At 50.5% G+C, this 22,983-nt stretch carries 22 protein-coding genes and 2 rRNA genes; 9 read left to right on the top strand and 15 right to left on the bottom strand.

Going from position 1 to position 22,983, the window contains the following annotated elements; all coding sequences use genetic code 11:
* The first annotated feature begins 22 nt into the window (after positions 1-22).
* Both BM334_RS10520 and BM334_RS10525 read left to right on the top strand, forming a co-directional pair.
* Positions 23-2,218, top strand: a complete 2,196-nt coding sequence (locus tag BM334_RS10520) for a thiamine pyrophosphate-dependent enzyme (RefSeq protein WP_092841519.1) — start codon at positions 23-25, stop codon at positions 2,216-2,218.
* Positions 2,218-3,297: a malonyl CoA-ACP transacylase gene (locus BM334_RS10525; protein WP_092841521.1), complete on the top strand. Its 1,080-nt coding sequence runs from the start codon at positions 2,218-2,220 to the stop codon at positions 3,295-3,297. Before BM334_RS10520 ends, BM334_RS10525 begins: the two co-directional genes overlap by 1 nt.
* Here BM334_RS10525 and BM334_RS10530 read toward each other — a convergent pair.
* The 3 genes from BM334_RS10530 to BM334_RS10540 are packed head-to-tail and all read right to left on the bottom strand — an operon-like array spanning position 3,248 to position 6,082.
* A complete protein-coding gene (locus tag BM334_RS10530; RefSeq protein ID WP_092841524.1) occupies positions 3,248-4,063 on the bottom strand; it encodes a mechanosensitive ion channel family protein in 816 nt (271 codons plus the stop codon). The genes BM334_RS10525 and BM334_RS10530 overlap by 50 nt on opposite strands.
* Before the next feature lie 14 nt (positions 4,064-4,077).
* On the bottom strand, positions 4,078-5,061 hold the full coding sequence (locus BM334_RS10535) for a hypothetical protein (protein ID WP_092841526.1): 984 nt from the start codon (positions 5,059-5,061) through the stop codon (positions 4,078-4,080).
* A gap of 49 nt (positions 5,062-5,110) precedes the next feature.
* Positions 5,111-6,082 (bottom strand): Vgb family protein, encoded by a 972-nt coding sequence (locus BM334_RS10540; RefSeq protein WP_177215085.1) that lies wholly within the window; start codon positions 6,080-6,082, stop codon positions 5,111-5,113.
* A gap of 166 nt (positions 6,083-6,248) precedes the next feature.
* On the opposite strand from BM334_RS10540, the gene BM334_RS10545 reads away from it, so the two are divergent.
* Positions 6,249-6,875, top strand: coding sequence for a LysE family translocator (locus tag BM334_RS10545; RefSeq protein WP_092841530.1), 627 nt, complete (start codon positions 6,249-6,251; stop codon positions 6,873-6,875).
* Positions 6,876-6,889: 14 nt separating this feature from the next.
* Here the strand turns inward: BM334_RS10545 and recQ are convergent, their stop codons facing one another.
* Positions 6,890-8,707, bottom strand: a complete 1,818-nt coding sequence (gene recQ, locus BM334_RS10550) for a DNA helicase RecQ (RefSeq protein ID WP_241970921.1) — start codon at positions 8,705-8,707, stop codon at positions 6,890-6,892.
* 147 nt (positions 8,708-8,854) lie between these two features.
* Here recQ and rarD point away from each other — a divergent pair, with 147 nt between their 5' ends.
* Positions 8,855-9,754 (top strand): EamA family transporter RarD, encoded by a 900-nt coding sequence (rarD, locus tag BM334_RS10555; protein ID WP_092841534.1) that lies wholly within the window; start codon positions 8,855-8,857, stop codon positions 9,752-9,754.
* Here the strand turns inward: rarD and uvrD are convergent.
* The 7 genes from uvrD to lptM form a co-directional block, all read right to left on the bottom strand.
* Positions 9,730-11,925 carry a DNA helicase II gene (uvrD, locus tag BM334_RS10560; protein ID WP_055439115.1) on the bottom strand — a complete coding sequence of 732 codons (2,196 nt, stop codon included), beginning with the start codon at positions 11,923-11,925 and terminating at the stop codon, positions 9,730-9,732. The genes rarD and uvrD overlap by 25 nt on opposite strands.
* Positions 11,926-11,988: 63 nt before the next feature.
* Entirely contained in the window at positions 11,989-12,711 is a 723-nt protein-coding gene (locus tag BM334_RS10565; protein WP_092841536.1) for an HAD-IA family hydrolase, read from the bottom strand.
* 9 nt (positions 12,712-12,720) lie between these two features.
* Positions 12,721-13,623, bottom strand: a complete 903-nt coding sequence (locus tag BM334_RS10570; protein ID WP_092841538.1) for a tyrosine recombinase XerC — start codon at positions 13,621-13,623, stop codon at positions 12,721-12,723.
* Positions 13,613-14,329 (bottom strand): DUF484 family protein, encoded by a 717-nt coding sequence (locus BM334_RS10575; RefSeq protein WP_092841540.1) that lies wholly within the window; start codon positions 14,327-14,329, stop codon positions 13,613-13,615. Before BM334_RS10575 ends, BM334_RS10570 begins: the two co-directional genes overlap by 11 nt.
* Entirely contained in the window at positions 14,326-15,147 is an 822-nt protein-coding gene (gene dapF / locus BM334_RS10580) for a diaminopimelate epimerase (RefSeq protein WP_092841542.1), read from the bottom strand. The genes BM334_RS10575 and dapF overlap by 4 nt, the downstream gene beginning before the upstream one ends.
* Positions 15,144-16,394 carry a diaminopimelate decarboxylase gene (gene lysA / locus BM334_RS10585; protein WP_092841545.1) on the bottom strand — a complete coding sequence of 417 codons (1,251 nt, stop codon included), beginning with the start codon at positions 16,392-16,394 and terminating at the stop codon, positions 15,144-15,146. Before lysA ends, dapF begins: the two co-directional genes overlap by 4 nt.
* Complete coding sequence (gene lptM / locus BM334_RS12975) at positions 16,391-16,606, bottom strand: LPS translocon maturation chaperone LptM (RefSeq protein ID WP_082432493.1); 216 nt, start codon at positions 16,604-16,606, stop codon at positions 16,391-16,393. Before lptM ends, lysA begins: the two co-directional genes overlap by 4 nt.
* A gap of 14 nt (positions 16,607-16,620) precedes the next feature.
* Here lptM and cyaY point away from each other — a divergent pair, with 14 nt between their 5' ends.
* The 5 genes from cyaY to BM334_RS10615 are packed head-to-tail and all read left to right on the top strand — an operon-like array spanning position 16,621 to position 20,981.
* Positions 16,621-16,947, top strand: a complete 327-nt coding sequence (cyaY, locus tag BM334_RS10595) for an iron donor protein CyaY (protein WP_055439121.1) — start codon at positions 16,621-16,623, stop codon at positions 16,945-16,947.
* 9 nt (positions 16,948-16,956) lie between these two features.
* Positions 16,957-17,898: a hydroxymethylbilane synthase gene (hemC, locus tag BM334_RS10600; protein ID WP_092841547.1), complete on the top strand. Its 942-nt coding sequence runs from the start codon at positions 16,957-16,959 to the stop codon at positions 17,896-17,898.
* Entirely contained in the window at positions 17,895-18,674 is a 780-nt protein-coding gene (locus BM334_RS10605) for a uroporphyrinogen-III synthase (RefSeq protein ID WP_092841549.1), read from the top strand. Before hemC ends, BM334_RS10605 begins: the two co-directional genes overlap by 4 nt.
* Positions 18,671-19,822 carry a uroporphyrinogen-III C-methyltransferase gene (locus tag BM334_RS10610; protein WP_092841551.1) on the top strand — a complete coding sequence of 384 codons (1,152 nt, stop codon included), beginning with the start codon at positions 18,671-18,673 and terminating at the stop codon, positions 19,820-19,822. Before BM334_RS10605 ends, BM334_RS10610 begins: the two co-directional genes overlap by 4 nt.
* 4 nt (positions 19,823-19,826) lie before the next feature.
* The gene (locus BM334_RS10615) at positions 19,827-20,981 is read left to right on the top strand and encodes a heme biosynthesis HemY N-terminal domain-containing protein (protein ID WP_092841553.1); all 1,155 of its coding nucleotides are present in this window, start codon (positions 19,827-19,829) and stop codon (positions 20,979-20,981) included.
* Positions 20,982-21,015: 34 nt separating this feature from the next.
* On the opposite strand, the gene BM334_RS10620 is transcribed toward BM334_RS10615, so the two are convergent.
* The 4 genes from BM334_RS10620 to BM334_RS10635 all read right to left on the bottom strand — a co-directional run.
* Entirely contained in the window at positions 21,016-21,591 is a 576-nt protein-coding gene (locus tag BM334_RS10620; RefSeq protein WP_092841555.1) for a YceI family protein, read from the bottom strand.
* 23 nt (positions 21,592-21,614) lie between these two features.
* Positions 21,615-22,166 carry a cytochrome b gene (locus tag BM334_RS10625; protein WP_092841556.1) on the bottom strand — a complete coding sequence of 184 codons (552 nt, stop codon included), beginning with the start codon at positions 22,164-22,166 and terminating at the stop codon, positions 21,615-21,617.
* Positions 22,167-22,388: 222 nt separating this feature from the next.
* Positions 22,389-22,502, bottom strand: a 5S ribosomal RNA gene (gene rrf, locus BM334_RS10630).
* A gap of 183 nt (positions 22,503-22,685) precedes the next feature.
* Positions 22,686-22,983, bottom strand: a 23S ribosomal RNA gene (locus BM334_RS10635); the annotation flags it as partial.

Consider the following 22,983-nt stretch of genomic DNA (forward strand, 5'->3'; position numbering starts at 1 on the left):
TTCGGTCGCAGGAGGTTTCCCTATGGCTGCAGCAATGCACCCGTGGCTGGGCGAGTTTATCCAGCGTATTGACGACCGTCGTTTACCGCCGGCACATGCTGCCGGTGGTGTATTAAGCGACGCTGATTTATTCGATTTATTCGAGTCGCAGTTACACAGCCGCCTACTTGATTTGCAGTCACGTTTGATGCAGGCCGCGGGCCAAAGTTTTTACACCATTGGTAGTGCAGGCCATGAGGGCAACGCGGCAGTAGCAAAGGCTTTGCGCGTGACTGACCCGGCGTTCTTGCATTATCGCAGCGGCGCTTTTTTTATTCAGCGCGCGAAACAGGCGCCAGGCTCAACCCCGCTGTATGACATGATGCTTAGCTTTGCCGCCTCGGCCGATGAACCCATTGCCGGCGGGCGCCACAAAGTACTCGGCAGCTTGCATTTAAATGTACCACCGCAAACCAGCACCATTGCTTCGCATGTTCCCAAGGCCATGGGCACCGCGTTTGCTATTGGCTTATCGAAACGCTTGAACCACCAGGGTACCTGGCCGCACGACGCTATTACTGTGTGTAGCTTTGGTGACGCTTCAGCCAACCACTCTACGGCACTGGGCGCGATAAATTCGGCCAGTTGGGCAGCGTATCAGCAAATTCCAATGCCTCTGTTGTTAGTCTGCGAAGACAACGGCTTGGGTATTTCCACCCATACGCCAAAAGGCTGGATTCAACAACAATTAAGCCAACGCCCTTCGTTAAAGTATTTTTTTGCCGATGGCAGTAACTTAGCCGAGACCTATCTGGTAGCGCGCGAAGCGGCTGACTACGTGCGTCAAAAACGTAAGCCCGCGGTACTTCATTTACGTACTGTGCGCTTGTTTGGTCATGCCGGTGCTGACGCCGAAGTGGCGTATCGTAGCAAGCAGGAAATTGCCCTTGATAGCGAGCGTGATCCGCTACTACATAGCTGTGCTGCGTTAATAAGCCGGGGGTTATTCGACCACCAGCAATTAATTGATTACGTACAACAGCAGCAACAGCGTATAGCACGCATTGCCACACAGGCATCGCAGCAGCCGAAATTAGAAAGCGCTGAACAGGTGATGGCATCTATTGTGCCACCGGCTCGTCAAGGCCAACTGCCGAAACCTGTTGACGGTGAACAACGCACCAACTTATTCAAATGGGACAAGCATAACGCCGGCAAGCCTCAACATTTGGCCAAGCTGATTAACTTGGCGCTGCATGACCTGATGGCGCAACATCAAAACATTGTTATGTGTGGCGAAGATATTGCCAAAAAAGGCGGTGTGTACCACGTTACGCAGCACCTGATGGAAGCTTTTGGCCCGAACCGCGTGTTGAATACCGTGCTCGATGAGCAAAGTATTCTGGGGCTAGCTATTGGCATGGCTCAGCAAGGCTTTATTGCCATGCCAGAAATTCAATTTTTGGCCTATGTGCATAACGCAGAAGATCAAATACGCGGCGAAGCCGCAACCTTGTCATTTTTCTCCAATGGCCAATACACCAACCCGATGGTTATTCGTATAGCTGGGCTTGCCTATCAGCGTGGGTTTGGCGGTCACTTCCACAACGATAACTCATTTGCCGTGTTTCGTGATATTCCAGGCATTGTATTATTGTGCCCATCGAATGGTCGCGATGGCGCGCTACTCATGCGTCAAGCGGTTGAGTTAGCTGCTCGCGAGCAGCGCGTGGTGGTGATGCTTGAGCCTATTGCACTGTATATGACCCGCGACTTGCACCAAGAAGGTGACGGTGGCTGGTTAAGCGAATATCCAGATCCACAAGAACCGACGCCGACACTTGGCGAACCTTCCATACATGGCAAGGGTGAAGATTTGGCCATTATTTCGTACGGTAATGGCTATTATTTAAGCCGCCAGGCAGAAGCCAAGCTGGCGAAGCAAGGCCACAAAGTACGCGTTCTTGATTTACGCTGCCTAGTGCCGCTGCATGTGGATAAAATTATTGATGCACTGGGCGGCTGTAAAAAAGTGCTTATTGTGGACGAATGTCGACGCCGTGGTTCGCTTAGCGAGGAGTTATTCACAGCACTACATGAAACTAAGCCAGGGCTGTTTACGGTTTCACGCCTAAACGCCGAAGATAGCTTCATTCCGCTTGGCAAGGCCGCTTATAGCGTATTGCCATCAACTGAACAGATTATTGCGCAGGCGCAGCGTTTACTGGAGGCAAACTAATGGCCGTAGAACGTAAAACCGCCCTGGTTGTTTGCCCTGGGCGCGGCACTTACAACAAACCAGAACTGGGATCAATTGGGGGCTCAGTTTCGGCTCAAACATCACAGAAAATCGGCGATAATAAGCCAACTTTAGCCGATGTTATGCATAAAATTGACGACGTTCGCAACCAACTCAGGCTACCAACGGTATCGGAGCTTGATCAGGCGCCGCTGTTTAAAACATCGCTCCATCAAAAACCTGAGAACGCTGCCGCATTAATATATGCCGGCGGGTACCTGGATTACTTAGCCATTGACGCGTCGCGCTTTGATGTTGTCGGCATCACCGGTAACTCGATGGGTTGGTATACGGCCATGGCTAGCGCTGCTTGTTGGGACATTGAAACCAGCACCAAGTTGGTGACCAATATGGCGCAACTGACCGCTGGCGGCGATGGTGCTCAGTTTATTTACCCCATTGTGGACGCTGATTGGCGACCACACCAAGGTTATATCGACGCTGTGAATCAGCAACTGGAGCGTTTTCCTAAAGAACTGAAAATGTCGATTCGCTACGGTGGCTATGCGGTACTAGCCGGTTCTGAAGAAGCTTGTACTGCAGCAGTGAGAGCATTACCGCGTGTAGACGACCGGTTCCCAATGATACTGCCCGGCCATGCGGCATTTCACACACATTTTATGAGCCAAGCCTCTGAACAAGCCCTTGAGTTATGGCCTGCGGCTGCATTTCGAGCGCCGCAGGTGCCTTTAATTGATGGCCGAGGTCACATTTGGTCACCGCACATTGTCGATAAATCAGCCTTGCAGCAATACACGCTAGGGCACCAAGTAACCCAAACCTATGACTTCACCAAAGCCATACAAACGGCGGTCAAAGAGCTTGTTCCCGACCATATTATTCTGCTGGGCCCAGGCGCTGGGCTTGGTGGCGCGGTGGCACAGGCGCTCATAGAAATGAACTGGCAGGGCTTAAATAGCAAGGCTGAGTTCACGGCGCGCCAGCAAGCGCACGCGCCGTATGTATTAGCTATGGGGTTACCGGAACAGCGTGCTCTGGTGACAGGTTCGCAAACTTAACATCGATGGCGCGCAGGCACACTTTGCCGCGCGCGGTTAAGTCCGTCATAAATTGAAATTGCTGACGTGGGTCTATGGGGTAAGCTTTTAGCCGATAATGCGTACCCCATGGCTCTTCTTTAATGATCACCACAATCGGCTGCTTCAGCTGCACATATGGGCTGGTTAGTGCCACGTCTTCAAGCAATTGCTTTACTTTATGAGCATCATGGTCGGCGCTCAGATAAAAGTCCGTGACCACCATGAGGCTTGGTCCACCATTGTTGGCGTTATGAATAAGATGACTCCACAGCTTTAAATGCGGCACAAACACCACGGTATCGTCGGGTGTCACCATTTCTACCGCGCGCATACCTATGTGCTTTACTTCGCCGTAGGTGCCATCCACTTCAATCCAATCTCCGGGGCGATAGGGTAGCTCGTAAACCGCCACAATGCCGGCGATTAAACTACTGACATAATCTTTCATGGCAAAGCCAATGGCTAAGCCAGCAGCGCCTAATATGGCAATCATGTTTTGTACCGTGGTTTCAATTACCATGGGCACAATCCAAATGGTCGCCAGTATAAATACAATAACGCGCGTGGTTGGAATAAGCGCTAATACAAACAGCCTCTGTGTGCCGTGCAGATGCTCAGCAAGCCAGGGTAATACCCGCTGACTTAACCAAATAATTGCGACTGAAAACGCGATAACAAGCGCTATTTCAATAACGGCATCACTAGTGACCGTTTTAAATAAGCCGATGATTTTTTCTGTTTCCATTGCTGATGCCTCCGTTAAAACGCGTCAACGAAATAGCCGCGACTTTTTAAAAAATCACGCACCGCTAGGTAGCCGTAGACAGTAATTCGCCAATGCTCGCTCTTGCATTCAATGAGTCGCGCTTGCTGCAGTTGGAGCAATTGCACATCGAGCTGATCGGCCGCCAGGGTGGGTAATACGCGTTGCAACTGCTGCCCGGGTAAACCGTTATGCAACAGTAATGCATACAGCACAAAAGCGGTCTCGTCACCGCAGTCACTGGGAATACTTGGCAAGCTGTGCTCCGCATTACGCTCCACGGCCCACAACGCAAGCGCAAGACCTACGTTGCCGAACGATCGTGCCGCAAGCGCTTTTAGCTTTTTCGGAGTGGTATGTATGCCGACTTGTTTCAGCAGCTTTTCTTCGGCTGCGGCAAAACAATACACATTTGGCAAACTTGCTGGCCACGCACGCTGTAAAAATGCAAAGCTCCAGCTATCACACACCACCACCCCTTGACCTAACTCGCCCCTGATTAACTTCGGCAACAGCGTTCTGACAAAGGACAAGCCGTTGGTGTGGCGTTGCCAGTAATCGGACAAACTATCTATCAACCAATGCTCAGAAGCTTGGGGCTGCCACCAGTCGTCCACTTGCACGCCGCTTAGCAGCTCAGTTTGCGGCGCTTGTAGTTGCTGCCAATCATGCTGTTTGGCCCAAGCTCGGGCGATGTTGGCCGTTCCGCTAAAAGGCGGGCTAATCAAAAACTTCACACCGGGCTCGCTGTCGTCTAGCCACTCTTGCCAGGCTTCATCTAACGCTACCACCGCAGGCGCTACATCAAACTCGCGGTAACCCGGAAAATCGTCTTTTGGCTCGTCTTCATCCACCTCTTCACTTTTCGGAAATAAGCTACGAATGTGCTGCAAAAATTGCTGCAAGCGAGTACTGGCCGGCGCATCAGGCCGTTCAAATTCAGCCAGCCGAATGACTCGCCAATAATTTTCCGTGGTCATATAATTGCCGTGTCCTTGTGTTTATGCACTGAAGTGCCTGCCGGTCGCATTAATAATAGCGAATGGTTGCGCGCCCAATCGTATTTGCGTCGGTACCAAACCATAATGCTTGCGACTGTGGATCAAACACCATATGTCGAATAGTACCGCCGCCGCTTTCAACCTCAAATGGCTTAGTAAAGGTTTCGCTAACCGAGTCAAAGCCAACAATCCGATTCGGCTGCACGCCGGTTTCAGCGGCCCAAACATAGCCGCGATGATCAATCGCCATGGCATAGGGCATTGAACGTACCCCAGCCGGCATCGGCCACTCATTTATCTCCTCAGTAGCAGGGTTCCATCGCCCTAAATAACCACCCGCATAATCAACGTACCAGAAATGCCCTTGCGCATCGACACCAATTCGACGCGGGCGGTTCGCATTTTTACGTGGCAATTCAATTTCTTGAATTTTCTTATCGTCGGTTAAGGTGACTAACTTACTGCTACCAAACAAGGTCGCCCAAGGCTTTCCTTGAAACACCACAAGCCCATAGGGTCGCGCATTTTTTGTCGGCACATCCCACAGGGTAATATCATAGGTTTCGGCGTCCATATGGCCTATTTGATTAGCCCCTTGGGCACTGAAAAAAATATCACCATTGAAATCAAACTCCATGGTGTGCACGTCACGGCGCCCATCGCCTGGTAACGGATATTGGGTTATTTCGTAGGTTTCACGGTCAATTTTGCCAATATGAGCGCCTTTATTGCCGGCGTACCAAGCACCGCGATCGTCAACAATAATGTTGTGCGGCCCCGCACCTTTGGGCAAATCAATGCGCTCGAACTCGCCCGTTTCTGGGTTCAACACTGCCGCGTAGTCAGATCGCTGCCCAACAAACCACACTTCATCAGGCGCTGCCACGTAGGGGTCACGCGGCCGCGAATTCTCCCACGGCACTTGCCATTCGGTGATCTCCAATTTTGCATAAGCCGGAGCATCACCAGCCATCATTAAAGCCAAAGTCATTGCCAACATAAACACCTCGTTGTTCGTACGCTACGCTGTTCGTGCGTTCACTTCGTTCACTGTTCGTTATTCGTTAATGGAGTATAGACTGTCATTGATTTATAGTGTTGTATCTTCAACGAAAAGCGTAGCGGACGAAAAGCGTAGCGCTCGAACAACGAATAACGGCCTTGTCATGCTTGAGATTTTTATTGCGGTTCTATTTTTTGCTTTCTCGACCACCATCACCCCTGGGCCCAACAACGTCATGATCATGTCCTCGGGCATGAACTACGGCATTAAGAACAGCTTGCCACATTTTTTCGGTATCTGTTTTGGGTTTCCTGTCATGGTGCTGTTGGTGGGGCTTGGTTTTGGGGTGATTTTTGATCGTTACCCCAACTTGCACCAGCTGATTAAAGTGCTTGGGGTGCTGTATTTGCTGTGGCTAGCTTGGCACATTGGCACGGCCGAGCCACAAGCTATTAAGCGCGGCGAGAAAAAGCCCTTCACCTTTTGGCAAGCGGCGTTGTTTCAATGGGTGAATGCGAAAGCGTGGGTTATGGCGACAGGGGCTGTTGCGGCATTCACCACAGTGCAAGGGTCGCCGTTTTTTGAAGTATTGGCTATTAGCTTAGCGTTCTTCTTAATGGCATTTCCGTGCGTTGGGGTTTGGTTGGTATTTGGCTCGTTACTGCGCAAGTTGCTAACCAACCCCATTATGCAGCGGGTGTTTAATATCACCATGGCGCTTATTTTAGTGCTATCTATTGTGCCGGTGGTGCTTGAGCTTTGGCATTTTTATTTCGCGCCAGCGGCTTAGCGCGTTAAATCTCGTTAAAAACGGCTAACCGGTTCGTCATCGGCATCTAAATAAGCACTAATGGCTGCGATAAACTCGTGGCCATAGCGTTCTAGTTTCTTTTGCCCAACCCCGGTAATGGCGAGCATTGCGGTTTCGTCTATCGGGTAGTTAATCGACATTTCAACCAGCGAGGTGTCGTTAAATACCACAAATGGCGGCACTTCTTCGGCATCGGCAATCGTTTTTCGTAAGGCCCGCAAGCGACGGAATAACACCTTGTCGTAGTCTCCACGGTCTGCCACGCGGGGTTTACTAACCACCAAGTTAATGCGCGGCTCTGCTAGTTGCAGGGCAATGTCACCGCGCAACACGGGGCGCGCGGCTTCGGTTAGCTGCAAAATGCCATATTGCTGCACATTTTGAATTAACAAACCGCGGTGAATGAGCTGACGCACCACACCAAGCCAATATTCGTGACTATGCTCAGCACCCAGTGCATAAGTTGATAGTTTATCGTGACCCAGCTCCATAAGGCGCTGTGATTTGCTGCCTCGCAAAACATCAATCACGTGGTTAACACCAAACCTTTGCCCAACGCGATAAACACAAGACAGTACTTTTTGTGCGTCTACCGTGCCGTCATATTGACGCGGCGGGTCTAAACAGATATCGCAGTTACCGCAGGGTTTGTCGCGGTATTCGCTAAAGTAATTGAGCAGTACCAAACGGCGACAAGTTTGTGCTTCGCACATGGACTGCATGGCTGCAAATTTGTGCTGCTCAATACGCCGGCGTTCGTCGTCTGGGTTTTGTAAAATAATGCTTTGAATCCAACCAGCATCTGAAGGGTCATACAGCAACACGGCTTCAGCGGGCAGGCCATCGCGCCCTGCGCGGCCGGTTTCTTGGTAATAGCCCTCAACACTGCGCGGTACGTCAAAATGCACCACAAAGCGCACGTTCGGCTTGTTAATACCCATGCCAAAAGCGACCGTTGCCACCACCACGTCAATGTCATCGCGCACAAAGCCGCGTAACACAAATTCGCGCTGTTCATGCTCCATTCCGGCATGATAACCCGCGGCCCTTAACCCCTCGCGCTGTAGCTTTTCGGCAAGCTCTTCAACTTTTTTGCGACTACCACAGTAGACAATACCCGAGGCTCCGCGTTGTTTTTTAATATAGTCGGTCACCTGTTTATAAGGCTTGTACTTTTCTTCCACCACGTAACGAATATTGGGGCGATCAAACGAGCCTTTATAAACAATCGGTTGATGCAAATGCAGGCGCGAAATGATATCCGACTCGGTTGCTGCATCTGCGGTTGCGGTTAGCGCCATAAAAGGGACGTTAGGCAGACTTTCTCGCAATTGCCCAAGCTGCCCATACTCTGGACGGAAATCGTGACCCCATTGCGATATACAATGCGCTTCGTCAATGGCCACTAGGTTAACTTGCCATTGTTGCAGTTGGCGCATAAAAAAGCTTTGCATGGCGCGTTCGGGGCTAACATACAACAACCGAATCTCGTTATTATGTAGCTGTTGCATCACCGTGGTATTTTGCTCTGGCGTTAAACTGTTATTCAGCGCCGCCGCGGCCACCCCCATAGTTTGCAAAGCTTCCACTTGATCTTGCATCAGGCTGATCAGCGGGGAAATAACCACCGTTAAGCCATTTCCAGCTAGCGCCGGTAGTTGGTAACACAGTGACTTGCCTCCCCCTGTGGGCATTAACACTAACGCGTCATGCCCTTGCTGCACGGCTTCAATGACCTGTAATTGGCCTTCGCGAAACGCGGTATAGCCAAATACATCGGCAAGAAGTTGTGACAGCGTAGAGTCAGACAAAATAGCGTCTCCAATTGACGGCAAGCTATGGAAAACCCTATTGTATGCATCCCGCTTGCGAAGCTCCACCTACATGATGGTAAATCCGTGATATTCTGCTGGTGGCTGCTGTTTTTTCGTACAATTCAACTGTGAGATGTAATATTCATGACCGATGACGCTGCCCGTAGTCGCCAAGGAGTGTTTTTTGCGATCGCTGCTTACACTATGTGGGGCATTGCACCTGTGTATTTTAAGTGGCTTGAGTCTGTCCCGGCGCTCGAAATACTCAGCCACCGAATTATTTGGTCATTTATTCTGGTGCTAGCACTTATTCTGGTATTAGGTCGTGGTGGCCGTTTAAAACCCGTACTGCAGAACAAAAAGCAAATGTTGCGCTTAGCATTAGCCACCTGCTTACTTGGCGGTAACTGGTTTTTGTTTATCTGGGCCATTAATAACGACCATATTCTTGACGCCAGCTTGGGTTATTACATCAACCCGCTGTTGAATGTGGCGATTGGCATGGCGTTCTTTGGTGAGCGAATGCGCAATATGCAGCTAGTTGCGATTGCACTTGCCGTAACTGGGGTGCTTATTCAGGTGATATCGTTTGGCTCGGTGCCATGGGTGGCATTGGCACTCGCGTGCAGCTTCGCTATTTATGGTGCGATTCGTAAACGCTTGCCAATTGATTCAATGACTGGCTTATGGCTAGAAACCTTGATTTTATTGCCGGCAGTGCTGATTTACATGGTACTTTTTGCTAGCTCAAGTGCCGCAGATATGACCCAGAACACTTGGCAGATTAATACCCTGCTCATTGCCGCTGGCGTCGTCACCACCGCTCCGCTGTTGTGTTTCACCGCCGCCGCCCAACGTATTCGTTATTCAACACTTGGTTTTTTCCAATACATTGGGCCGTCCATCATGTTCATTCTGGCGGTGTGGGTTTATGGCGAACCGTTAGCCACGGATAAGTTAGTGACCTTCGGTATTATCTGGCTTGCGTTAGCTATTTACAGCGTCGACACGCTGCTATTTCAGCAGCGTTCTAAGCGCGCGTAAGCAACCACCAACCATTTGCTACCCACATCGTCGAAATTAATTTGTATACGACTTTGTGGGCCAGTGCCTTCGTAGTTCAACACCGTGCCTTCGCCAAATTTAGTGTGGCGCACACGTTGCCCCAAGCTGTAGCCGGTTTCTTCAAAGGCTTGATGGCTAGCGCCACTATGAAAACGCCCTAATGCCGGCGAATGGTGTTTGGTTGTGGCTTGCAAACGCACATGGTTGAGCATTTCGGGCGGCATTTCCCCCACAAAACGGCTGATGCGGTTAATACGTTCTTGGCCATAAATACGGCGCTGCTCGGCATAGGTAATCACTAACTTTTGCATAGCGCGCGTCATACCGACATAACACAAGCGGCGCTCTTCTTCTAAGCGGCCACTTTCCCCCAACGACATTTGTGATGGGAATAAACCTTCTTCTACGCCCACCATAAACACCAATGGAAACTCGAGGCCCTTGGCACTGTGCAAGGTCATCAGTTGCACCGCGTCTTGGTGCGCATCGGCTTGCTCTTCGCCAGACTCAAGCGCAGCATGGGCCAAGAAGGCATTTAACGGTGTCATATCATCTTCAATCACATCATCTAAGGTATTGAAGTTGTCACAGGCGTTTACCAGCTCTTTTAAGTTTTCTACCCGTGTTTCAGCTTTCTCGCCTTTTTCTGATTCATACATGGCCATTAAACCAGAGCTTTTTATCACGGTGTCAGCTTGGCGCCCAAGTGGGTAGTCGGCGGTTTCATCTTCAAGCTGGTCAATTAAATCTAAAAAAGCTTTGACCGCGTTGCCGGCCCGACCTGACAACACTTTTTCGTGCACTAACTGCTTCGCTGCCTCCCACATGGGTAAGCCGCGTTCGCGCGCGCCACTGCGAATAATATCTAGGGTGCGGTCACCGATGCCGCGTGTGGGGGTGTTGATCACGCGCTCAAGTGCAGCGTCGTCATTGCGACTCGCTAGTAAGCGCAAATAGCCCAGTGCGTCTTTCACTTCTTGGCGATCAAAGAAGCGCAAACCGCCATAAATACGATAAGGAATTCGCGCATGCAGCAACGCTTCTTCGAGCACTCGTGATTGCGCGTTACTACGATATAAAATGGCGACATCTTGTAGCGCATTACCATGTTCGTTCCATTGTTCAATGCGCCCGGCAATATACCGCGCTTCGTCCATTTCATTGAACGCTGCGTAAAGATCAATTGGCTCGCCAGAAGCACCTTCTGTCCAGAGCTCTTTGCCTAAGCGCCCGTCATTGTTGGCAATAACTTCATTGGCTGCGGTCAAAATATTATTGGTAGAACGGTAATTCTGCTCTAAGCGAATGGTCAGCACATTCGGGAAGTCGCGCAAAAACTGATGAATATTCTCAACTTTTGCACCGCGCCAGCCATAAATAGATTGGTCGTCATCGCCCACAATGGTCACATAATTATTGTGTTCGGTTTCTTGCCCCACACCGGAGAGCAGTTTAATCCATGCATATTGAATGGTGTTGGTGTCTTGAAACTCGTCCACCAAAATATGCCGAAAACGGCGTTGGTAATGCTCACGGACGTGACGATTCTCGCGCAGCAGCTCTTGTGCTCGCAATAGCAACTCAGCAAAATCAACAAGCCCAGCGCGATCACAGGCAACTTGGTAGGCGTCATATATTTCTTTGAATGTGCGCTCATTAATGTCGTAGCCGTCTAAGTGATGCGGCCGCAGGCCTTCATCTTTTTTGGCATTAATAAACCACTGTGCTTGCTTAGGTGGCCAACGCTTTTCATCTAGGTTTAGACTTTTAATGGTGCGCTTAATCAAGCGCTGTTGGTCGTCACTATCAAGAATTTGAAAGTTCTGCGGCAATCCAACATCCATATAATGCGCGCGTAATAAACGGTGGGCCAATCCGTGAAAGGTGCCCATCCACATGGCCCGCACCGAACTACCTAACAGCTGCTCAACGCGCCCACGCATTTCAGCCGCGGCTTTGTTGGTAAAAGTTACCGCCATAATGCTATGCGGTGACAAACCGCGCTCTTGAATAAGCCACGCAATACGATGCACCAGCACCCGTGTTTTGCCACTGCCAGCGCCAGCAAGCACCAACATATGGCGCTCATCAGCACCAACGGCTTCGCGCTGTTTGTCATTCAATGGGGCGAGTAAAGGATGCTCATGCATGGAAAGTCACCAAAAATTCAAAATTGCAGTGTAGTGGCTGAGTACTGTATATGCAACCAGTTATCATGCCATTTTTAATAGAAACTGTGTGAGTTTCGCTAAGTCGTGATAGGCCAATGTCGGCAATATGTGTAAGTGCTCAGCACGCCCCAAACCGCCAGTAAACCAAGCGCTTTGCCAGCCAACTCGGTGCGCCCCAAGTATATCAGCGCTTGGGCTATCACCCACATGCAACCAATTATAGGGGGCTAGCTGTGGTTGCATGGCTGCCGCAGCTTGAAACATGTCCGCAAATGGCTTGCCGCGAAGGCTATCGGAAGGCTGCAATACCCCTTGAAAATAAGCACCCAGGCCAATAGCGTCGACATTCACGTTGCCATTACTTAGTGCGTACAACGGATAACGCTCAGCAAGCGCTGCAAGGTGCCCATGTACCGCAGGCGCTATATCAACTGCATTACGATGCGCCATAAAGTGGGCAAAGGCCGCCTCGGCGCCAGCACGAGCCTCGTCGTCGCCAATACCGAATGATTGCAAACCAGCGGTCAGTGCTCGTAAGCGCAATTGCGTCATGTTACTTGCCAAATCGGGCTCACGGCGCATAAGCGCCATGCGGTGTGCCGACCAGTCAGCAGCCTGCCAGGTTGCGGTTTGGGGAAATTCTCGCACGACAAAATCGCGCACCGCCTGCTCGGCTCGCAGCATAACGGGCACGTTGTCATAAAGGGTGTCGTCAAGATCAAAGCTTAGCGCTTGAACCGGCATGAGGCGTCGATAAAACTGCATGTTAAGCCTTTATTTTTTCTTTCTGGCGCGCGGATGGGCGCCATCATAAACCTTGGCAAGATGCTGAAAGTCTAAGTGGGTATATACCTGTGTGGTACTCAAGTTAGCATGCCCAAGTAGCTCTTGCACTGCGCGTAAATCACCGCTCGATTCTAACATATGCGAAGCAAACGAGTGACGCAGTTTATGAGGGTGTAAGTTGCCTTTGAGCCCTTGTTGCTGCCCCCAAAAGTTCAAGCGTACTTGCACGGTACGTGGGTTAATACGCTGTTGGCGTTGGGATATGAATAATGCCACTTCGTCTAGTTTGCTCCCAAGCCACTGCGCGCGCACGGGTAACCAACGCTCCAGTGCTTCGGCAGCGCAACGGCCATAGGGCACAATGCGCGTTTTATTGCCTTTACCCAGCACACGTAGCTCGCGGTGACGGCTATGAATGGCATCGATGTCTAAAGCGACTAATTCTGCCAAACGCAAACCACTGCCATACAGCAATTCCATCATTGCTGCATCACGTATGGCGAGCGGATCATCTTGGGGCAACTGCAACAGTTGACTAATGCTATCCACATCAAGGTTTTTCGGAAGTCGTTTGGCGGCGCGCGGAGCTTTAAGTTGTGCGGCTGGGTTGTCGAGCAACCACTGGTCGCGCATTAAATAGTTACAAAAGGTACGCCATGCGGCTAAACGCAATGCCAGCGACGCATCGCCCAAGCCACGCCGGCGCCAGCTAATAAATAAGCGTTCGAGCACCGGTAATGTAAGCTGTTTCGGTTCTGTCACTTGGCTGCTTGATAGCTCGACCAGGTCGTCCGCTAAAATAGCGCCATAACTGCGTAAAGTGTGCTCGGCGAGCCCTCGCTCGCCGGCTAGGTGATCAAGAAAGCATTGCCTTAGCGCATCAAGCGTCATCGCTCTGTGCCTGGTAACTTGCCTGATGAGCAAGCAATGGCGGCAAAATCTTGGTGAGTAAGGCTTGTAGCTGACGCACTAAGAGGGTGTCCATTGCCGGTTCAAAATGCCCAGCGTCATGGTTGCCTATGGCCAACATACCCAATTCGCCTTTGTCGCCCAATAAAATCAGTGCCACTGAAGCAATTGGCTCATTGGGGAAGAGTAATTTCTTTTCGTCTTCGGTTAACCGGCCCAAGTACACATTGGCCGACTGAAAACGCTTGCTCAATAGTTTCTTGTGCGTGTCGGCCGCAAAGGTAAACTGCTCGTCCAACTCAATTGGGCTATCAAAAAACTTCAATGACAACGCTGGCATATTCAGTTGCGTTGAAAACGTTTCTTGCAGTGCATCCATCACTTCAGCCAAATGGGTGCAAGCAAGCAATGCCACATACAAATCGCTGTACGCACGAAATAGCTCTTCGTTGCGCCGTGCAGTGACCATCAAGTCGGTAATTTCTTCTTCAAGCTGCATAATGCGTTGGCGCAATACTTGCTGCTGACGCTCAACGAGCGACACCGCGCCGCGCTCTTGATGGCGCAAACTCAGTTGCTTAAGTAGCTGCGGATGATGCTCAAAAAAGTCTGGGTTCTCGGCCAAATACTGCGCTATCAGCGTGTCATCAACCACAGGGTTCGGTATTGCTTTAACGTCCGTCGTCATAATTTTAGGTATCCATCATATACATGCTCAGCAGGGCCTGTCATACGCACTTGCTGGCCTGGTTGCCAGCGAATACTCAGTTGCCCACCCGGTAATTCAACGGTGACCTGTTCATCGAGCTTACCTTGGCGCATGCCAATTACTGCAGCAGCACAGGCACCGCTTCCACAAGCTTGGGTTTCACCCACGCCGCGCTCATAAACTCGTAGCTTCACATGCTGGCGATCAATCACTTGCATAAAGCCGACATTAACACCCTCAGGGAAGCGCTCATGTGTTGCAATCGCTTGCCCTAAGGAAGCTACCGGTGCGGTGTCGATATTGTCCACTTCAATCACACAATGCGGGTTGCCAATGCCCATGACCCCACACAAAATAGTTTGGTCTTGCTCGCGCAGAATATAGGTCAGCTCTTCTTTGTTGGCCTTAAAAGGCACGTCGCTAGGGTTAAACTGCGGCTGCCCTATTTCAACCGTAATACGCCCATCGCGCTCATGGTGCAAGACCATTTTGCCAGCTTTGGTGCTCACCCGCAGATGATTGCGATTGCTCAGGCCTTTTAGTTTCACAAACAAAGCGAAGCAGCGTGCACCGTTACCGCATTGCGACACTTCGCTGCCATCGGCATTAAAAATTCGATAATGAAAGTCTAAGTCGGGGTCATAGGGCGGCTCAACTAACAATAGTTGGTCGAAGCCAATGCCACGGTGGCGATCGGCCCAGTGTCGTATTTGCTCAGGGTTCACATAAATATTCTGGGTTACCCCGTCAATCACCATGAAGTCATTGCCGAGCCCATGCATTTTGGCAAAATTCATTCAGGCGTCTCCAACAGGTGTTCACCTTTCCATAAGTCTTCTAGCCGTTCACGCTCACGTATGATTTGAACTTGCCCCCCATTCACCATCACTTCCGCAGCACGAGGGCGCGTGTTGTAATTTGAGCTCATGGTAAAACCATAGGCGCCAGCGTTCATCACTGCCAATCTATCACCTTCTTGCGCCGATAAATGTCGCGCATGCCCCAAAAAGTCACCGGTCTCGCATACCGGCCCCACCACATCAACAATAGCCTTGTCGGCATCATGCTGACGCACTGGAATAATGTCATGATACGCTTGGTACAGAGCAGGGCGCATAAGGTCATTCATTGCGGCATCAACCAACACAAAGTTTTTGTCTTCGCCCGACTTTAAGTACTCTACCGTGGTGATTAGCGTGCCCGCGTTACCAACAATGGCACGGCCTGGCTCCAGTAGCATGGTTAAGTTACCCATGTTTTCCGCCCGCTCTAAAAGCGCTTGTAAGTAAACACTTACATCTGGCGCAAGCTCTTGCTGGTATGGAATGCCCATGCCGCCCCCCATATCTAGGTGGGTAATTTTAATACCTTCTTCACGAAGTTCATGAATCAGGTTTAGCATAATATCAGCGGCATCTAGAAAGGGTTCTAGCGTTAAAATTTGCGAGCCGATATGGCAATCGAGCCCTTGTAATTTTATGTTTGGCAGTGCCATTGCGCGCTTAGCGACGGCTCGCGCATCTTGCATCGCAATACCAAATTTATTGGCTTTTAGCCCAGTTGAAATGTACGGGTGGGTTTGCGCATCAACATCTGGGTTTACCCGCAGCGATACCGGAGCCATAACGCCATGCGCGTTGGCAACCTGGTTCAAACGCTCAAGTTCAGCGGCCGACTCGACATTAAAACAATAAATACCTTGCTCAAGGGCATAAGCCATTTCTTCTTGGCTTTTGGCTACCCCAGAGAACACCACGTCTTTAGCTTTACCACCCGCCGCAAGCACCCGCGCCAGCTCCCCGCCGGAAACAATGTCAAACCCGGCGCCTAAACGGGCCAATAAATTCAAAACCGCCAAGTTACTGTTGGCTTTTACCGCGTAGCACAGCTTGTGCGGTGCAGGCCAATGCGCCGCGAAACCTTGCCAGTTGGCGGTGATCAAAGTTTGCGAATACACGTACAAAGGCGTGCCGTAGGTATCGCTAAGCTCATTCAGGTTGCATTGATCGGCATGCAAAATGCCATTTACATAATCAAAACTCATGCCTGTTCAGCCTGCTCAGCGGGTTGATTCTGCTCGGGTGGAGGAGGTAATTCTAACGGCCCTTTTTGTCCACACGCGGCGATAAAACCGAGCGTTCCTGCTACAATGATCAGACGCATTACTTTCAAGTTAAACATCGGTAAACTGTACCTAATTATTACGGTTAAAATTGTTGTTGTGTCTATCATCGCATTGAGACGCGCAAATGTCATTATCAGGAGTTGACATGCAAGAGCACGAATACCACGAATTAGCTGAATCAACCATATTAGCCATTGAAGAAGCAGTCGAAGCCTGCGGCGTTGACATTGATTGTGAGTCAGGTGGCGACATTTTGGAATTAACCTTTCCAAACAACACCAAAATGGTGATCAACAAGCAGCCGCCGTTGCACCAGCTCTGGGTAGCTACCAAGTTTAATGGGCATCATTTTGAGTGGCGCGATGGCCAGTGGATTGATAACCGCACCGGCAGTGAGCTATGGAGTTTGCTAAGCGAAGCCGCAAGCAAGCAAGCCGAAACCCCTATTTCTTTATCACCTGCGGATTCATAGGCCCTGTACATGAGTAAAACACTGACGATTGCCACCCGTAAAAGCCTACTCGCCATGTGGCAAGCTGAACATATTAAAGCCCGCTTAGAGCAGTTGCACAGCGACCTTTCGGTTGAGTTACTGCCGATGAGCACCAAAGGCGATGTTATTTTGGACACGCCACTGGCCAAAATTGGCGGTAAAGGCTTGTTCGTTAAAGAACTCGAAGTAGCCATGTTAGAAGGCAAAGCTGATTTAGCTGTGCACTCAATGAAAGACTTGCCGGTTGAGTTTCCAGAAGGTCTAGAGCTGTTCGGAATTTGCGAACGCGAAGACCCACGTGACGCCTTTGTGTCCAATAACTACGCACAATTATCAGAGTTGCCGGAAGGGGCTATTGTCGGTACCTGCAGCCTACGCCGCAAATGCCAAATTTTGGCAAACTTCCCGCACTTAGTGGTGCATGATTTGCGCGGTAACGTGCAAACCCGTTTGCGCAAACTCGACGAAGGCCAGTTTGATGCCATTATTTTGGCGGCTTCTGGGCTGATTCGCCTGGAGCTAACCGATCGCATTAAACAACGTATTCCGGCGGACTTGTGTCTGCCAGCAAATGGTCAAGGCGTACTTGGCATTGAATGCCGCAGCGACGACAAAGCCACAAAGGCACTACTAGCGCCGTTAACCTGCGCCGATACGCGCAGTTGTGTACTTGCCGAGCGCGCTATGAATCGACGTTTGCAAGGCGGCTGCCAAGTTCCCATTGGTGCCTACGCTGAGTTGCACGGCGACCAAATTCATTTGCGCGGCTTAGTTGGGCGCCCTGACGGCAGCGAAATTGTTGAAGGCGACATTAAAGGGCACCGTGACCACGCGGAAGCTTTAGGTACTGAGCTCGCTGAGTACTTACTCGCCCGCGGCGCCGGCAAAATTTTAAAAGACGTGTATGCGGAGAATGACTTGCAGTCATGATGCATCAATTGCTGCTGTTGCGCCCAGAAGACCAAGCGGGTTCGTTAGTCGCCATGCTGCAGCAACGCGCCGCCGCGGCGGGCGTTCAAGCGGACTGTTTGGTACACAGTATGGTCAGCATTGGTTGCTATGACGACCCCAATCACAGTTTACGGAATATTTTGTCGCAAACTTGGCACGGCGGTTTAATGGTTAGCGTGAATGCTGCCAATTACTTTGCGCAACAAGCTCAGGCTTGGGCGCCAGAGTACGCCATGCCAATAGCGCGTTGGTTTGCGGTGGGGCCAACTAGTGCCCAGGCCATAGCCCGCGTTGTGCAGCGGCCCGTGACCTGCCCATGGCGCATACACAACAGCGACGCCTTGTTGCAGTTACCTGAGCTACAACAGGTTGCAGGCCAACAGTGGTTGCTGGTTCGCGGTCGCGGTGGCCGTGAGCTGGTCGCCGACACCCTACGTGCACGCGGCGCACAAGTAACTTATTTAGAGGTTTACCAGCGCGTGCCAAGCAAGGTTGATCTGTCGACTATTGAACAGTGGCAGCAGCAGGTTCACGGCATTGTGGTTAGCAGTGCTGAACAGTTGGGTTATTTTCTTGCGGCGTTACCACAGCACGCGCTACATTGGCTATCACAGTGTTATTGGGTGCTTGCTAGCGAGCGACTTGCGAAGCTGTTACCGGTTGCCATGCGGCAACGAGTTGTTATTGCCGATAGCGCCACGCCATTTGCGCTTGCCGATGCTTGGCAAAGGTTAATAAAAAAGGAAGATTTATGAGTGAGTCCACGTCTAACGAATTAGAACAACAAGAATCATCAACGCCGGTTGCTGATCACGACGACACGGCGACCAAGTCACCAGTATCTGCTACCGCAACTAAGTCGCGCTCTAGCAGCCTAGTGCCCTGGTTGGTGGTACTCATTCTTCTGCTTGTCATTGCTGCCGCTGGTTGGTTTGGCTACCGTCATTTAGTACCTATGCATACGCAGCATCAACAAGCGCTGGAAAACTTGCGTAACGAGCAAACCGCAACTCAAGCAGAATTGGAACAATTACAACAAGCGCTTGAAAGTACGTCGGGCCAAGTTAATGAGCAGCTTGAACAGGCGCTAAGCGCACAAGAGCAGCAGCTGCGTCAACAGTTGCAAGCACAACAATCACAACTTGCCGACTATCGGTTGGCGGTAGAGTCAGTGCAAGCTGAGCTAGCCAACCTAGATATGTCGCAAGAGTCAAATTGGCGCATTTTTGAAGCCCACGAACTGACTGGCCGAGCCGCAACCAAACTGTGGATAGAACAAGACCCACAAGCAAGTTTAGCATTCTTGCGGTTGGCCCAATCACACTTGGTCGCCTTGAATAACCCAGCACATATGGCGGCGCGCCAAGCGTTAGCCAATGATATAGCTGCCCTTGAGCAACTGCCAGAAGCGCAAGTGACTGACGTGAGTTTAACTTTAGGTGCACTGCGTGACCGCATTAGCCGCAGTACGTGGTATCAACAACTGGCCATGACGGATAAGGAACAGGCTCCAACCGCAGACGACACTTGGTTAGCCAACTTAAAGCGCAGCGCCAATACCTTGTTGCAGCAGTTTGTTCGAGTACAGCGTCGTGACACGCCCGTTGAGCCCTTGATTGCTGACGCTTACTTTGACGTGGTGCAACAACGCCTTTTGCTACAACTACAGTTGGCCCAACAAGCCGCTATGCAAGGTGAGCAAACGCTTTTCGAAACCACGCTCGAAGAAGCGATCAACCAATTGCAAGTACTTGAAGGGCAAATTACAGATACCAGCATTACTGATGTTGTGAAGCAACTTACCGAGCTATCGCAAGTAACGCTGCGCCCCGATTACCCAACCCAGTTAGAAGCAACAAACCAGCTGGAACGTCTTGTTCGCCAACAAAACGTAGGGGGTTAATGGTATGAAAACCGCACTCGTTATTGTTGTACTGCTGGTCGTTGGCTTATTGGTGGGGCCATTGTGGTCGGGCAATACTGGCTACGTTCTGTTATCTATAGGCCAATGGACCGTTGAAACCAGCGTTGTCGCAGCACTTATTCTACTGGTTATTGCCATACTCGTTCTGCGTGTGGTTTTTGCCTTTATCGCACGCCTTGTGCGCGGCACCAAATGGGGCATGCGCTGGTTTGGTGAGCGCCGCCAACAAAAAGCTGAAACGGCCTTTCACGAGGCTCTAGTCGCATTGAATGACGGTGATTATGCAGGCAGTTCGCGTGCTGCAAATCGCGCTTGGCAGCTCCGCAAGCAGCCAAACGATGCCCTACTCGCGGCGTATTCGGCGCAGCACATTGGCGACCTTAAACAAGCGCGAGAATGGCTAACTCATAGTGGTAAAACCGCGGACTTAGCCGTCTCTGAAATGCTCTATGCGTTACGCGACAATCCAGACAGCATCTCGTCACGTTTAACCGACTTAAAAGCCCTTCTGCGCGATTACCCACGACATCCTGAGCTTATTCGTGCAGCCATTATGGGGTATCAACGGTTACATCGTTATGATGATTTAGTCGGCTTATTACCAGTTGCACGCGAGTTGAAGCTATTTAGCGACACCCAGTATGCAGCGATTGAGGAAGAAACTTATTACGCCTTGATGTTAGCGGCAGGGCGCCAAGGTGCCACAAAACTGCAAGACTACTGGCAAAGTCTGCGCCGCGATGAGCGCCGTGATGCGATTATTCGCCGGGCATACTTACGTGCTTTGGTCACATTTGATCACACCAAAGCCGCTGACAAAGTTGCAGCACGCGCACTGAAGCGAGGCGAGCTCGATATTGCTGACTTGTTGCAGAATAATTTGTTAGTTGCCGGCCCTGAATTGCGTGACATTGTGCAAGACGGCTTGAAGAAAAAGCCCGACGATGCATTTTTGCTACAAGCCATTGGCCAAATGGCATTGACCACGAAAGACTACGCATTAGCTCAACGTGCTTTGCGCCGCGCTGCTGAACTAGCGCCTTCACAACGGGTGTGGTTAGATTTAGCGGTGACTTACGATGCACTTGGCGATACCGCCAACGCATTGCAGTGTTACCGTGAAGCAATGCGGGCTTAGCTAGCCCGCATTGTTTATTCAGGTAACCGATGGCTTACTGACGAATACCTTCGATAGATAGGAAAATTTCTACCGTTTCAGAAGCTGGGCCTAAGTCATAGTCCATACCAAACTCGGCCGGCGTTAACGTCACTGCGCCTTCAAAGCCGCGACGGAATCCACCCCAAGGGTCTTGTCCTGCGCCAATTTCCTTCACATCAATGGCGATTTCTTTAGTGGTACCGTGCAAGGTAAAGTTACCTTTGAGTACGCCGGTGCCGTCGCCATTTGGGGCATAGCTGGTTGAAACGAACTTGGCTTGCGGGTATTTTTCGACATCAAAAAAATCGCCGCTACGCAAATGCTTGTCACGCTCGGCGTGGTTACTATCAAGGCTGGCAACATCAATAGTGACATTGACTTTCGCTGCACTTGGGTTGGCTTCGTCATAGCTAAATGTGCCTTCGAAGTCATTAAACTGACCAAGTAACCAGCTATAACCTAAGTGGCTAATTTTGAATTGTACGAATGCGTGCGCACCATCTGTATCAATAACATAATCAGCAGCTTGTGCCTGGCTTGCGCCCAATACTGACGCGGTGATCAATGTTGCTAAAGCTAATTTTTTCATGGTAAATCTCCTAAGTTATATCGTTAATCGTGATTTGGTTTGCTAACCAACATACGTTTCAAAGTGGCGTCGCGGTTTATAAAATGATGTTTAAGCGCTGCTAACGCGTGCCCAGCAGCAGCGATAACTAGCGCTAAAGCGGTGTACCAGTGAACCTCACCGGCAATGTCTTCTTGATTGGGTATCCCGGTAATGAGCGCTGGTACTTCAAACCAATCAAATACCGAGATCCCCCGGCCGTCCGCCGTTGAAATTAAGTAACCACTAATCATGGTCACAAATAACAATGCGTAAATAATTCCATGTCCCCACCGAGCACCTTTTTGCTCCCAACTCGCGCCTAAAGGCTTAGGAGAAACGGTGTAGAACTTCCACGCTGAGCGCACAAGGGTAAGCAATAATAAGCTAATGCCGATGGACTTATGCCACCATGGCCCTAATCGATACCACGGGTCATAATAGCTTAGCGTTAGCATCCAATAGCCAAGTGCAAACAACCCGATAACGAGTAGTACACTAAGCCAGTGAATTGCTATGGCTAGCCAGCCGTAGCTTGCTGTTGTGTTCTTGATCATGTTCGCTGCTCGTTAGTTGTGACTTTGATCATTTTAGCGGAGTTTTGAATTAGTAATATCGAGTAGTTTAGATGATTAAGCTCGAAAAAATAGAATGAATTAAAAGCGAAGGCGATATTAGATATTGGATATTAGCGAGCAGCGCAGCGGACGAATCACGCTTTTGGCTTTCCCAAAACGAAAAAACCCCGAGCGTTAGCTCGGGGTCTCGTCGTAATTAAAGCCTGGCGGTGTCCTACTCTCACATGGGAACTCCCACACTACCATCGGCGCTGAAGCGTTTCACTGCTGAGTTCGGAATGGATCAGGTGGTTCCACTTCGCTATGGCCGCCAGGCATAAACTGTTAAACAATATGAAGGCTGATTGTATTCTGTATAAGGTAATGATGACCACTCTACATGATTGGAGCATCGCTCCCCGGCGTGTAACGCCGGGCTACGTCTGACGTAGCATCCATTTTAATAAAAGCTCGAACTTGTGTCTTTTGGCATACAGCCCTAAACACTTTCGGTGTTGTATGGTTAAGCCTCACGGGCAATTAGTACGGGTTAGCTCAACGCATTACTACGCTTCCACACCCCGCCTATCAACGTTGTAGTCTCCAACAACCCTTCAGGACAATTACATGTCAGTGAGAGCTTATCTTGAGGCTCGCTTCCCGCTTAGATGCTTTCAGCGGTTATCGATTCCGAACGTAGCTACCGGGCAGTGCCATTGGCATGACAACCCGAACACCAGAGGTTCGTTCACTCCGGTCCTCTCGTACTAGGAGCAACCCCTCTCAACTCTCAAACGCCCACGGCAGATAGGGACCG

Source organism: Pseudidiomarina donghaiensis (assembly GCF_900116895.1).
Classification (GTDB): Bacteria; Pseudomonadota; Gammaproteobacteria; order Enterobacterales; family Alteromonadaceae; genus Pseudidiomarina; species Pseudidiomarina donghaiensis.